Consider the following 12,968-nt stretch of genomic DNA (forward strand, 5'->3'; position numbering starts at 1 on the left):
CTAAAGGCGTCACTATTTTTAAAGAACCTGACCCTTTAGGACTAATAATAGTGATTAGATAACAGACGAATTTTTCAATCAGCGTTGCTTATCGTACAGACTCGACGTAATAAAAAAGAACATGGACATGTTCTTTTGGGAGAAATTCTACAGTTTTAACGCCTCATTCAGAAGCAAATAATTTTTGACTAAAATAGCAACGCAGGAGCAAAAGCCAACTGTTATTTATCCTGCTGAAATAACTTGTTAAGTCACTGATGCGATGGTCAAAATTTCATGTATCATCTCTGCTTCAGGTTTGCCTTGAGGATGTTTAGCAATAATAATTTTGACGTCTTTGTCATTAATTTTTAACACTCCATGAGCCTCAACCAAACTATGTTCTTTGTTGCTTGATAGTGATACAGCCTCGTTTAAGAAGCCATTGAACCAGTTCAGACCAGTAAAGAAAACAATTACTCTTGGTCTGTATTCTATAATTTCAGCAAGTAGTAATTCATTACAGTAGGTAAACTGTTTATCACACAGGCTGTCACTAGGGTTTCCTGTAATGCTTGGAGCTATTTTGTAAAGATTTGACCATACAATTTTACTTGCCCAACCTGTAGTTGAAGAGGCTTCATTTAAACGTTGAGATACTTGTTTGATAACACGCCAAAATGCAGATGATTTTGTATTGTATCCTTCCTGACTACCCCATGAATCCTCAACCCACTTCAACGGACATTCAAAAGTAGTCGGCTGCCTAAAGACTTCTTCAACCATCGACTCTACGTTTAAATTATTCAGCTCAAACTCATGGTGCCAACTATTCACGGCCCGCCCGACGACCATAAGGTTGTTATTATATTCACTCCCTTTTTGAGCATTAAAACAACACAAACTCTGAGAGCTGTTTCTATATTTAGAAACCTTTAGCTGATTAAGTAAATTTAGGTACTTCTGTGCTTGCATGTAAACCTCAGACTCAAGTGACTTAACGCCGCAATAAGCGGACTAAAATGGTGGGTTATAATGTGTAGCGAAGCGAAACCTAACCCACTGTTTTAGTTCCGTTTAATTGCCTTGTTATATTTCTATTACACTTCCACTTTCTTTCATTTTTGTATTTTTAATATGTTCTTTATTTTCTTCGTCAAAGCTTAATGAAATTAATGAAGCAGCATCTCTTGTTAAGTCCTGAGCCTCTTTAAATGTCTGAAACCCGACATCAGGGTAAAATAATTTTGCATCCCCTAATGAATCGCGTAGTGGCTTAAGTCGATAATACGAGAATTGCAAAGGTAATTTACCAACTTGGTCTGTTGTTAATACTATGAAAGCAATTTCCCCTATAACTCCGGACATTACAATTGCATTTACCTCATTAGTATTGCATAGCCCCATAGGAAGGTATTCTTTTCCCTGATACGGGTCTTTTATTAATGCAACAGCTAGTACTAGATTCCCTCTAATAGAATCTAAGCTTTTTAATACTCTTTCTTTAACTGTATAAACACCCGAGTATTGGGAATCAGGCAAGCTAACCCTCCAAGAAAAAGCCTCCATTTTCCATGCACAGCGAACAAAAATTTCAGCATCATTATCTGAAATTCCTTTTCCGAGTTCGATATCGATAAGTAATTCCATCATTGGTTTTTCTAATTTACTACCAAATTCAGAATTGCATGATAAGCATAATGGGATCGTTGCTGTTAAAGGATAAACTCTATCTTCACTCATCCACATTATTTTATGGCCAGTCATATTTGTATGCTTAATTAACCATTTTGGCCAAAAATGTTCTTTGGTTGGCTTCTTCATTTTTTTATCACAGCTAATACAAATTTTCTTAAACTTTTTCATAAAACTCCGATGAAATATAACGCCTAATTAACAGGCAAAAAAATAGTTGGCTAAAATAAGTGAACGGAGTGAAAAAAAAGCCAACTGTTTTTTGTCCTTTTTGAATTTCTTGTTATATTGCATTAACTGAAATGCTTTAAGTACCTGTAATACAATTCTTTTTGACCACCAGCAAGAGTAACATTTAAAGTACCAGCTTCTAGGCATTCCAGAGCTTTCTGTGCAACCGACGAGGCGAGATCTATAATTTTATTTGGATTAATTAATGTAGTCATCTCAGGTTTATAGCTCTCAATGTTTCCATCCCAAATCACAGATGAATACTCAACTAAAGTTTGTATTTCTCTATCAAATCTAAAATTAAAACTAGGCTTGTTCTTATGTTGTGCGATTGCCATTAAACTTGCGTTATGAAGAAATGAATTACGCAATGCATATACTGCTTTGGTATCCATGTGACCTTCAGGGTAATCAGCAAAATAGTATAAGGCTTTCAAAATTGGACTAGAGGCTGAGTTAGAAAATTCTTCCTTATCTGTACGCGCGTAACAAAAACCTATTTGTTCTATTACTGCAAAAGCACCAACAACAGGGACGAAGTTTTTAGAATACTCCATATGTTTAGCATGATTAATTTCTTGTAGAGTAATCGGTAGAATTGATTTTAGATGGCCGTCCTTAAGTTGGTAAAAAGAAGCTCCTCCTAAATGTGCATACGCTAACTCGGAAAGGGATAATTCCGTAAGAATCTTATGTTTCCATTCACTGATATCCAATTAATACTCCATGCCTACTTTGCAATATAACATCTTTAATAGTGCGCATGCGCGTTTACACATTTTTAAAACTCTTTAAATATCCCTATAACTAACTGAATTTTCAGTATTTTATAAAATTATTCATAAAGTCCAAAACTGGCTAAACGAGCGTGCGCGTTATTCCTTCTTTTTATAAGGAAAGCCCAGCACGTTATCTCTGCACTGAAAATGCTTATCCATTGATATTAAAAGACTTTTTATTTATCTACCAGTACAAACGCGTAAAGCAGTGATTATTTTTTAGACAAAACGAGCATACAATAGACAGGGCAAAAAATAACCTTTCTCTTAATTATTTTTTCCTATGGTGAATTGATCACCTAAATTAAGGTGCCTTTAAAATCCGTTTTTTGTATTGAGATGACGCTGTAAGCGCAAAGCAAAGCCGATGAGCGAGGTCAAACGATAGTGTCGAGCGAATGGGGTTGGTTGGCTCTAACGTCGAGGAGAAGTCTGGGACACAACCCTTATGAACTCCTACGCAAGAGCATGGAAACGAGGAATGTTTATTACCTCTATGAAGTGTCTTAAAGCAAAAAGGGGCTCGATCCTTTCGGAGTTTCATGCATGCTGACAGAAACACATCACGGGCGAATAACATTTCAACAAGGTAGGCGGTCGTTTCGAGGAGGCATGTTATTCGGTCGATGAGTATAAAGTCGCAGAACAAAGAACAACCCCATCCTAGCCTTCCCCTTGAAGAAAGGGGAAGGAACAAGTGCATGTTCAGGTGTACTTCCAATGTCCTAAACATCACTAAAAAAAGACAACGTTACATTAGCTCAATCCAAATACTGAAAGTGACTTCTTGGTTTTATGTGTTCCTAAAATGCGCTGTAAAACCACTTTCACACTAAAAACCCCATAATTTGTTCATAAAATACTACGAACACTCGCTTACAAGCCTCTGTAATATTCCCAAGAGTGGCGTTATCCAATAGACTAACCGTCCGGATTTTATAGGCACTGTGGCCTCGCTAAACGTCCGATAATAATGATTAAAAACTGTGGGTACTTTAATGTTTAACAAACTGGTCTGTTCAGCTGAGGCCATTTCCCATTACACGGGGAAATGTGTGGCTTGGCTCACGTTAGCGATGATGCTACTTACCTGTCTCGTCGTACTTCTGCGCTATGGTTTTGATATGGGTTCCATCGCGCTACAAGAATCTGTTCTTTACCTTCACGCTATGGTTTTCATGCTGGGCGCGGCTTATACCTTTAAAGACGATGAACACGTTCGTGTGGATGTGTTTTATCGAGACTTTTCCGCCACCAAAAAAGCCTGGGTGAATATCATTGGCGGTATCTTCTTTCTATTACCCTTTACGCTTTATACGGCGTACTTGAGTATGGATTACGTGAGCGCGTCGTGGCGCGTATTAGAAACGTCTCCAGAACCAGGCGGTTTGCCGTTTGTATATCTCCTCAAAACACTGATCCCAATGATGATGATCACTCTCATCATTCAAGGTACGGCGGATATTTTGAAAAATATTGGCGTGATACGTGCGGCTTGCTCCCCCATTAATAGACAGGCTAAAGGACAAAACTAATGGCTGAATTTATCCCTTTATGGCTCTTTGCCGGCGTTTGTGTCTGCTTATTATTTGGTTACCCTGTGGCGTTTTCTCTAGGCGGCACTGCCTTAATTTTTGCGGCAGTGGGTTCCTTTTTTGGTACCTTCGACGGTGTGTTTCTCGAAGCCTTACCAAACCGCTTGTTCGGTATTATCGGTAACGAAACCCTAATCGCGGTGCCGCTCTTCGTATTGATGGGCGTGCTACTGGAAAAATCAAAACTGGCTGAGAAGCTGCTTGATTCCATGGCGATGCTGTTTGGTACCTTGCGCGGTGGCTTGGGCATTTCGGTGATTTTGGTAGGAATGTTATTGGCCGCCAGTACCGGTATTGTGGGGGCGACTGTGGTCACCATGGGCATGATTTCATTACCAACCATGCTACGCCGTGGTTATGATCCTGCGTTAGCCGCCGGTACCATTTGTGCGACGGGCACCTTGGGACAAATCATTCCACCATCGATTGCGTTGGTGTTATTGGGCGACGTTATGTCCAATGCCTTCCAAAAAGCGCAACTGGAAATGGGCATCTTTTCTCCAAAAACCATTTCGGTCGGCGACTTGTTTGTTGGCGCCTTGATTCCTGGTTTGATCTTAGTTGGCATGTATATTCTTTACGTCATCGCTGTCGCATGGTTACAGCCTCATAAAGCACCAGCCGTGCCGCGTGAAGAATTGCGTAATGGCTCTACTGAACCGTTGGCCATACAACTTATAAAAGGCTTGGTTCCACCTTTGGCGCTGATCTTTGCCGTTCTTGGTTCTATCTTAAGCGGTATTGCAACGCCAACCGAAGCCGCTGGTGTCGGTGCATTAGGCGCCGCGATTTTAGCCTTAGCAAGCGGTAAATTGAGCTTTCCAACGTTGAAAGACGCGGTGTACTCCACCACAAAAGTCACCTGCATGGTTTTCATGATCCTCATCGGTGCGTCACTGTTTTCTTTGGTGTTCCGTGGCTTTGGCGGCGAAGAGTTGATTCAAGACTTCTTCTCTCAGCTTCCTGGTGGTGTGGTTGGCGCCATGATTGTCGTTATGTTGTTGATGTTCTTTCTTGGCTTCATTTTAGACTTCATCGAGATCACCTTTGTCGTCGTACCGATTGTGGCGCCAGTTTTATTGGCAATGGGCTTAGACCCTGTTTGGTTAGGCATCATGATGGCGATCAACTTGCAGACATCGTTCCTAACGCCGCCGTTTGGCTTCGCTCTGTTTTACTTACGTGGTGTCGCGCCACCAGAGCTAAAAACACAGTCTATTTATAAAGGGGTTTTGCCTTTTATTCTGATCCAGCTGTTTGTGCTATTAATGCTCTCAATCTGGCCAGAGCTGGCGACCTGGTTGCCTGAACAAGTGTATGCAGACTGATTTAAGACATAACTTTTGAAATAACAAAAACAGAACTCATTAAGTTAGGACAAAAAATATGAAAGCAATGCAAATGAAAGACTACGGTCCAGCCAGCGATTTAACGCTGACTGATGCCAACAAACCCAGCATCAATGCGGATCAACTGTTGGTTCAAGTCGGTGCGGCTGGCGTGAATCCAGTCGACACCTACATTCGCTCTGGCACAAACAACTACAAAGCAACGTTTCCGCATACACCAGGATCCGACGGCGCCGGCACCATTGTTGAGCTAGGCGAAAACGTCACCGGGTTCCAAGTCGGTCAGCGCGTGTATTTCAGTCGTAACCTTGGCGGCTCTTCGGCGGAATTTACCGTGTGTGCTACCACGCACACTTACCCGTTAGCCGACGCGTTATCGTTTGAAGAAGGCGCGTGTCTAGGCGTGCCTTATACAACGGCGCATCGTGCGTTATTTGGCCGAGCACACGCGAAAGCGGGAGATAAAGTCCTTGTGCATGGCGCAACAGGCGCAGTCGGCATTGCCACTGTTCAGCTGGCGTTAGCCGCTGGCATGGATGTAGTGGCCAGTGCAGGCACGGCGGCAGGCGCAGAATTATTGCGTCAACAAGGCGTCGACACCGTTATCATGCACAACGAAGCCGACCATCTTGTGCCTTTCCAAACGCTTGAAAACGGCTTTGATGTCGTGATCGAAATGTTGGCCAACCATAACCTAGATCAAGACTTAAAAGCCTTGGCCTTTGGTGGTTGTGTGGCCGTGATTGGTAACCGTGGCACGGTTGAGATTAACCCTCGTGACCTGATGGCGCGTGATGCGTCTGTGGTTGGCGTGGCGTTGGCCAATGTACAGCCAAACGAGCTCGCATTGATTGCAAAATCCCTATTGCCACTGTTTGAAAAAGGCGTGTTGAAGCCCGTGGTTCGCCATAGCTATGCCTTAACGGAATTGGCACAAGCCCATGAAGATGTTCTGAAATCAGGGGCATTGGGCAATCTTGTTATTCGCGTTAGTGAGTAAGAATCACTAACGTCGCCAAACTCGACGTTTTAATACTATAAAACGTCGAGTTTGCTATCTCTTTGAATTTCCCTCATATTCTCCCCTAAACACACGAAATCACCGTAAATTCGGGTATCTCCAAAAAAATACGCTACTAAAGCGCCAATAAGCTCGCTATACTTTCCCGATTAATCCACCCAAAAGGCACATTTTGACTCAGTCTGATTCCGACGTTTTCAGCCTGCCAAATGAAGCGGATACCCATGATCACGACTTTCACCAATTGGTGGTCGTTTTAGATGGTAATACCGATTTCGATATTCAAGGCAAAGGCAAGCAGCTGCATACTGGCGAAGGTTGTATCCTTCCGTCAGAAAACAGCCATGCGTTTGCGGGTCTGGGGGAAAATCGCATCATGGTGGTCAATCTGCCGATTCCGCCGCAAAAAAGCATTACCGACGAAGAATACGAAATCGTCTCGCGTCTGTTCGATCAAGCCGCGTATTTTCAGCTCAATCCACGTTTACAAATTTTAGCGTCTGCCTTGTCGGGCGAATTGCAGCAATATCCAAACGACACTGTGCTGGCTAGGGCTTGCGGTAACACCTTGCTCAGTGCCATTCGTCATCAGCTCAACAGCAAAAACGTTCGTACACGCGGCAATCACCTTGATATCGACAAGCTCGACCAATTTATCGAGCTCAACTTATCGCGTCGTGTACACATCGATCAGCTCGCTAACTTCTGCTTTCTGAGTGTCAGCCAATTTCACGAACGCTTTAAAGACAGAACGGGCATGACGCCGCATCAATACTTGATGCGCAAACGCTTAGAACGCGCTCAAGCATTATTACGAGAAGGCTTCCCGCCGATCCAAGTGGCTGAAATGTGTGGTTTTTCCAGCCAGAGCGCGATGACCAACGTGTTTTCTCAAACACTCAGCATCACACCGTTAAAATACCAGAAACAATTCGTCAGCCGCTAAGCCCTCTTTTCTCTTACTTTTTCCCGATATCGACTCAAGAACACCGACACTTTCTGCGGATTCTAAAAAAGTCGGACTTTCTTATAAAAAAAAACGATTTTTTCGAAAGACACAAAATCCCTTCTGTCACTAAAGTGTCAGCATTATCCAGATATGCGCGCGGCGTCTTTTGATTGATTAAAAAATAGCCAAAGATACGCGTTATGCTCTATAACAAATATGCGGCCAATTATAAAAAGCCATGTCGATTTTTATGCCTACGCGGGAGAATACAACCATGTTTAAAGCGATTGAGGTGTTACAACCTAACTTCATTCAGCGACCACTTAACGAATTGTGGCAGCTTATTTCTCCTCTTTATAAGATGGATGAAGAAAAGTGGTTGAACGAGCTTTTGCCATTGGCAAAACCGTCTGAAAGCGAGCTACTAAACCAAACCAATGCCGCGTCCAACTTGATTGCCGATGTGCGCCAAGACGACGACAGCATGTCGATGATTGACGCCTTGTTGTTAGAATACAGCCTAGACACCAAAGAAGGCATTTTGTTGATGTGCTTGGCCGAAGCGTTAATGCGCGTGCCAGACAAAGAAACCGCAGACGCCTTCATCAAGGACCGTTTGAGCGTCGCCGATTGGGCCTCTCATGCAAAAAATTCTGACTCCTTCTTCGTCAATGCCTCCACGTGGGGATTGTTGCTCACTGGCAAAATCGTCACCATGGACGAAAACCAAGACGGCACACCCGCCAACCTGGTGAATCGCATGGTCAACCGGGTTTCTGAGCCAGTGATTCGCAAAGCGATGAACCAAGCGATGAAAATCATGGGGCATCAATTTGTATTAGGTCGCAGCATCCAAGAAGCCTTGTCTCGTGGCAAAAGCTACCGCGACAAAGGGTACACCTATTCTTTCGACATGTTGGGTGAAGCCGCACTGACCGCAGCGGATGCCGAAAAATATCTAAAATCTTACGAGCAAGCTGTCGACGCCGTTGGCAAAGACACCTACAGCCAAAAACACCGCCCGACGATTTCGATCAAACTGTCTGCGCTTCACCCTCGCTACGAAGTGGGTTGTGAAGAACGTGTGATGACGGAGTTGTTCGACAGCGTGAAAGGCTTAATCACCAAAGCGCGCGCCTTAAACGTCGGCATTACCATCGACGCCGAAGAAGCCGATCGCTTAGAGCTGTCTTTACACCTATTTGAAAAACTCTACCGCGATGAATCAACCAAAGGCTGGGGCTTATTTGGCCTAGTGGTTCAAGCTTACTCCAAACGCGCGCTGCCGGTTTTGGTTTGGTTGGCGGCACTGGCCAAAGAGCATGGCGATCGCATTCCTGTTCGTCTTGTAAAAGGCGCGTACTGGGATTCTGAAATCAAGCTTTGCCAACAACGAGGCATCGACGGCTACCCTGTTTACACGCGTAAAGAGTCCACCGACGTGTCCTACTTAGCGTGTGCGCATTTCCTATTGAGCGAACACACTCGCGCGAACATTTTTCCGCAGTTTGCCAGCCACAATGCACACACCATCGCGACCATTAACTGCATCGCAACGCAGCTAGGCGCGACCACGCAAGAGTTTGAATTCCAGCGATTGCACGGCATGGGCGATGCACTCTATAACCGTTTAATTAAAAACAGTGACATCTGTGTCCGTATTTACGCCCCAGTGGGTAGCCACAAAGACTTACTGCCTTACTTGGTTCGTCGTTTGCTAGAAAACGGCGCAAACAGTTCCTTTGTCCACCGCTTGATCGATGCCAGCTACCCAATTGCAGACTTGATCGATCACCCTGTCACAACGCTAGAAAAACGCAAATCGTTGGCGAATCCACATATCAACTTGCCATCCAGCTTGTTTGACGATCGTAAAAACTCGTTCGGACCGAACATCGAAATCGAATCCGATTGGACACCATTCAAAGCCAAAATCGACGCCTTCATGGGACAAGACACCCAATGGCGTGCTTTCCCTATCGTTGGTGGTGAAAAGGTCGAAACAGGACACACTCACGCAGTACTAAGCCCTTATGATCACAGTGAATCCGCGGGGCAGATCGATTGGGCAGACACCGCGACCGTCACCAAAGCCATCGACTTAGCCGAAGCCGCTTTCCCTGCATGGTCTGCGCGTCCTGCGACAGAGCGTGCCGATTGCCTTGATAAAATGGCCGACTTGATGGAAGAAAACTACGCGGAGCTGATGGCACTTTGTCATCGTGAAGCGGGAAAAACCATTCAAGACAGCATCGACGAAGTGCGTGAAGCCGTGGATTTTTGTCGCTACTACGCACAACAAGCGCGTAGCCATTTTGCCACCGCAACGCCTTACACCGACTTCTTGGGTCAAGAAAAACACGCCACGCTAAATGGTCGTGGCGTATTTACGTGCATCAGTCCTTGGAACTTCCCATTGGCGATCTTCACCGGTCAAGTGGTTGCCGCGCTTGTCGTGGGTAATACGGTCGTTGCCAAACCGGCGGAACAAACCAGTTTAATCGCGTTTCGTGCGATTGAATTGATGCATCAAGCTGGCATTCCAACCGACGTACTTCACCTTTTACCTGGTGACGGCGCGACGGTTGGTGCACCGATCACCAGCGACAAACGCATTGCTGGATTGGCTTTCACAGGGTCAACCGGTACGGCTCAATTGATCAACCGCACACTCGCTGCACGCGGCGTAGCGCCAGTGCCTGTCATTGCCGAAACCGGTGGTCAAAATGCCATGTTGGTGGATTCCACGTCGTTACCAGAGCAAGTCGTTCGAGATGCCGTTCGTTCCGCGTTTGCATCCGCAGGACAACGCTGTTCTGCACTGCGCGTCTTGTTCGTACAAGAAGACATCGCGAATCGCGTTATTCCAATGATCAAGGGCGCGATGCAAGAACAGTCCGTTGGTTTGCCGTATTTGCACAGCACGGATGTCGGTCCAGTGATTGATAAAAAAGCTCAAACCATGTTGCTTGAGCACATTGAACACATGACCAAAGACGCCAAGTTGATTGCACAAGCCGCGCTGCCATCGTTTGCGGACAAAGGCACGTATGTTGCGCCAACGGCATTTGAAATTGCCAGTATTGATCAACTTACCGATGAAAAATTCGGCCCGATCCTTCACGTTGTGCGCTACAAAGCACGCGACTTAGACAAGATCATCGATACGATTAACCACTCAGGTTTTGGTCTGACGTTAGGCGTTCATAGCCGTAACGAAACCACTTGTGCGCGCATCGCGAGTCGAGCTCGCGTGGGTAACTTGTACATCAACCGTGACCAAGTCGGTGCCGTGGTGGGCGTTCAGCCTTTCGGCGGACAGGGTTTGTCTGGTACTGGCCCAAAAGCCGGTGGCCCGCACTATCTTCAACGCTTCGCCATTGAGCAAGACCTTTAAGGGGAGACACTATTATGACAATCGTACAACCTATCCAAATTCAGGTCGCTCAAAAAGTCTTCGAAGCATGGGACAAAATCGGTGTCACAGGTCGAGCAGAAAAACTGCAGAAAGCCTTAAACGCCTTTCCTAACAACGAAAGAAAAATGGCCGCTTGGCAGATCGAAAATGCAGAAAAAGAAATAGCGGAAACTCGCGTCATGCATGGCCCGACCGGTGAACGCAACGAGCTATCAAGCCAAGGCCGTGGCCCGTTCCTTTGCATGTCATTGGTCGAAAGTGACAACGCCAAAGTTGGTTTGGTTGGTCAGGTCTTTACGGCGTTAATCGCGGGCAATCCGGTGATTACCGTCGGTCCGACTGGGCAAGAAATCATGGACATGATTGCACCATTCGTTGCCGAAGGCGTCATTCAAAACATCGCAGAATCGGCACAAGACTCTTTAATAGAAGCCAATCATTTGGCTGGCATTGCAACGCTTTGCGACCCTATGCAAGCGCAATTGCTAAACCAACGTCTTGCAGCAAAAGGCGGCCTTATTTGTCAGTTGATCGAAGAAACCGACAGCGACAACCTAAGCGCTATCGCGAAACCGCATTACTTATTGCGCTTCGTTACGGAACGCACCGTGTCGAACAACACCACCGCGATCGGCGGCAACGCGACCCTGCTTGAATTGGGTAGCATGAACGACTAACGTTGTTAGACAATGAAAACACAGCTCGAAAAAAAACCTCTTTGTTACCAAAGAGGTTTTTTTATGGATGCTGATTAATCTAACAGATTATTCAATGTCTCGAGCGTTGATGTAAGCGCGCTCAGACACTTCGTGCCACGCTCTTACTTTGCCGCCAAAGTCTTTGAATGAGTCATATACTTTCTGGCTCATAGGGTCTGCTGCGGCCACTTCTTCTAATGTTTCTGTAGAGGCTTTTTTCAGTGCCGACAAAACGTCATTAGGGAACGGTTTCAATACCACATTGTGCTCATTAACCAACGTCTCTAGTGCCGTGTTGTTCAAGGCTGTGAACTCATCCAGCATGTCTGCGTTCGCTTGGCGAGTCGCCGCACGTACGATCAACTGAAGGTCTTTCGGTAAGGCTTCAAACGCTTCTTTGTTATAAAGCGCTTCCATGGTGGAACCTGGCTCATGCCAACCTGGGTAGTAGTAAAACTTCGCCGCTTTGTACAAGCCAAACGCTAGGTCATTGTAAGGTCCAACCCACTCTGTTGCGTCGATTGCGCCCGTTTGCAATGACGTGAAGATCTCGCCGCCTGGCAAGTTGATTGGCGTTCCGCCGACTTTCTTCAAGACTTCGCCACCAAGACCAGGAATACGCATTTTCAGACCTTGGAAGTCATCAAGCGAGTTGATCTCTTTATTGAACCAACCACCCATTTGCACGCCCGTATTACCGGCCGCCATTGGGATTAGGTTAAACGGGGCATAGATTTCTTCCCACAGTTTCAAACCGCCACCGTGGTGAATCCAAGAGTTGATTTCTTGTGCTGTAAAACCGAATGGAACCGCGGTGAAAAACTGCGCCGCTGGCGCTTTGCCTTTCCAGTAATACGCTGCACCGTGACCCATTTGAGCCGTGCCGCGTGATACCGCATCAAACACTTCCAATGGTGGAACCAGCTCACCCGCCGCATACACTTTAATGTTTAAGCGACCATTGGACATTTCCGTAATATTTTTAGCGAGCGCTTCTGCGCCTGTACCCAACCCTGGAAAGTTTTTCGGCCAAGTCGTGACCATTTTCCAGTTAATGACGTCGACTTTCTTTTCTGCTTTTGCTGTTTCTTCCGCTTTTTCGGATCCACCGCACGCCGCTAATGTTGCTGCTGTCAAACCGACTAACGCCAGCTTGCCCCACGTTTTTATTGTTTTCATTCGCTTTATCCCTCAGGAGATGAGTTAGATTTATTGTTATAAGACCAAGCCTTCCAGCTCGATTAATCACACAAC

10 protein-coding genes are annotated in these 12,968 nt (G+C 45.5%); 6 read left to right on the plus strand and 4 right to left on the minus strand.

The annotated features are described in order from the left end of the window. Positions 1-246: 246 nt before the first annotated feature. From D104_RS37470 to D104_RS29505, 3 genes are all read right to left on the minus strand, one after another. Complete coding sequence (locus tag D104_RS37470) at positions 247-954, minus strand: uracil-DNA glycosylase family protein (RefSeq protein WP_024024247.1); 708 nt, start codon at positions 952-954, stop codon at positions 247-249. A gap of 114 nt (positions 955-1,068) precedes the next feature. Then, positions 1,069-1,845, minus strand: a complete 777-nt coding sequence (locus D104_RS29500) for a hypothetical protein (RefSeq protein ID WP_024024248.1) — start codon at positions 1,843-1,845, stop codon at positions 1,069-1,071. A gap of 122 nt (positions 1,846-1,967) precedes the next feature. Next, positions 1,968-2,621 carry a hypothetical protein gene (locus D104_RS29505; protein ID WP_024024249.1) on the minus strand — a complete coding sequence of 218 codons (654 nt, stop codon included), beginning with the start codon at positions 2,619-2,621 and terminating at the stop codon, positions 1,968-1,970. A 1,061-nt stretch (positions 2,622-3,682) separates the two neighbouring features. Here D104_RS29505 and D104_RS29510 point away from each other — a divergent pair. The 6 genes from D104_RS29510 (at position 3,683) to D104_RS29535 (ending at position 11,693) form a co-directional block, all read left to right on the plus strand. After that, positions 3,683-4,219: a TRAP transporter small permease subunit gene (locus D104_RS29510; protein ID WP_024024250.1), complete on the plus strand. Its 537-nt coding sequence runs from the start codon at positions 3,683-3,685 to the stop codon at positions 4,217-4,219. Then, positions 4,219-5,607, plus strand: a complete 1,389-nt coding sequence (locus D104_RS29515; protein WP_024024251.1) for a TRAP transporter large permease — start codon at positions 4,219-4,221, stop codon at positions 5,605-5,607. The genes D104_RS29510 and D104_RS29515 overlap by 1 nt, the downstream gene beginning before the upstream one ends. A 58-nt stretch (positions 5,608-5,665) precedes the next feature. Continuing rightward, the gene (locus D104_RS29520; protein WP_024024252.1) at positions 5,666-6,628 is read left to right on the plus strand and encodes an NADPH:quinone reductase; all 963 of its coding nucleotides are present in this window, start codon (positions 5,666-5,668) and stop codon (positions 6,626-6,628) included. Positions 6,629-6,821: 193 nt separating this feature from the next. Next, positions 6,822-7,595 (plus strand): helix-turn-helix domain-containing protein, encoded by a 774-nt coding sequence (locus D104_RS29525; protein WP_024024253.1) that lies wholly within the window; start codon positions 6,822-6,824, stop codon positions 7,593-7,595. Between the two features lie 277 nt (positions 7,596-7,872). Then, positions 7,873-10,995: a bifunctional proline dehydrogenase/L-glutamate gamma-semialdehyde dehydrogenase PutA gene (gene putA, locus D104_RS29530; RefSeq protein WP_024024254.1), complete on the plus strand. Its 3,123-nt coding sequence runs from the start codon at positions 7,873-7,875 to the stop codon at positions 10,993-10,995. A gap of 14 nt (positions 10,996-11,009) precedes the next feature. Continuing rightward, positions 11,010-11,693 carry a 1-pyrroline-5-carboxylate dehydrogenase gene (locus D104_RS29535; protein ID WP_024024255.1) on the plus strand — a complete coding sequence of 228 codons (684 nt, stop codon included), beginning with the start codon at positions 11,010-11,012 and terminating at the stop codon, positions 11,691-11,693. 87 nt (positions 11,694-11,780) lie between these two features. Here D104_RS29535 and D104_RS29540 read toward each other — a convergent pair whose 3' ends face one another. Continuing rightward, positions 11,781-12,893: a TRAP transporter substrate-binding protein gene (locus D104_RS29540; protein ID WP_024024256.1), complete on the minus strand. Its 1,113-nt coding sequence runs from the start codon at positions 12,891-12,893 to the stop codon at positions 11,781-11,783. Between the last annotated feature and the right edge of the window lie 75 nt (positions 12,894-12,968).

Source organism: Marinomonas profundimaris (assembly GCF_000508165.1).
GTDB classification, from domain to species: Bacteria; Pseudomonadota; Gammaproteobacteria; order Pseudomonadales; family Marinomonadaceae; genus Marinomonas; species Marinomonas profundimaris.

What these genes read in the sequence shown, in the direction of transcription:
- D104_RS29540 (WP_024024256.1), bottom strand. Translation starts at nt 12,893, where the DNA reads ATGAAAACAATAAAAACGTGGGGCAAGCTGGCGTTAGTCGGTTTGACA.
- D104_RS29515 (WP_024024251.1), top strand. Translation starts at nt 4,219, where the DNA reads ATGGCTGAATTTATCCCTTTATGGCTCTTTGCCGGCGTTTGTGTCTGC.
- D104_RS29510 (WP_024024250.1), top strand. Translation starts at nt 3,683, where the DNA reads ATGTTTAACAAACTGGTCTGTTCAGCTGAGGCCATTTCCCATTACACG.
- D104_RS29500 (WP_024024248.1), bottom strand. Translation starts at nt 1,845, where the DNA reads ATGAAAAAGTTTAAGAAAATTTGTATTAGCTGTGATAAAAAAATGAAG.
- D104_RS37470 (WP_024024247.1), bottom strand. Translation starts at nt 954, where the DNA reads ATGCAAGCACAGAAGTACCTAAATTTACTTAATCAGCTAAAGGTTTCT.
- D104_RS29535 (WP_024024255.1), top strand. Translation starts at nt 11,010, where the DNA reads ATGACAATCGTACAACCTATCCAAATTCAGGTCGCTCAAAAAGTCTTC.
- putA (WP_024024254.1), top strand. Translation starts at nt 7,873, where the DNA reads ATGTTTAAAGCGATTGAGGTGTTACAACCTAACTTCATTCAGCGACCA.
- D104_RS29520 (WP_024024252.1), top strand. Translation starts at nt 5,666, where the DNA reads ATGAAAGCAATGCAAATGAAAGACTACGGTCCAGCCAGCGATTTAACG.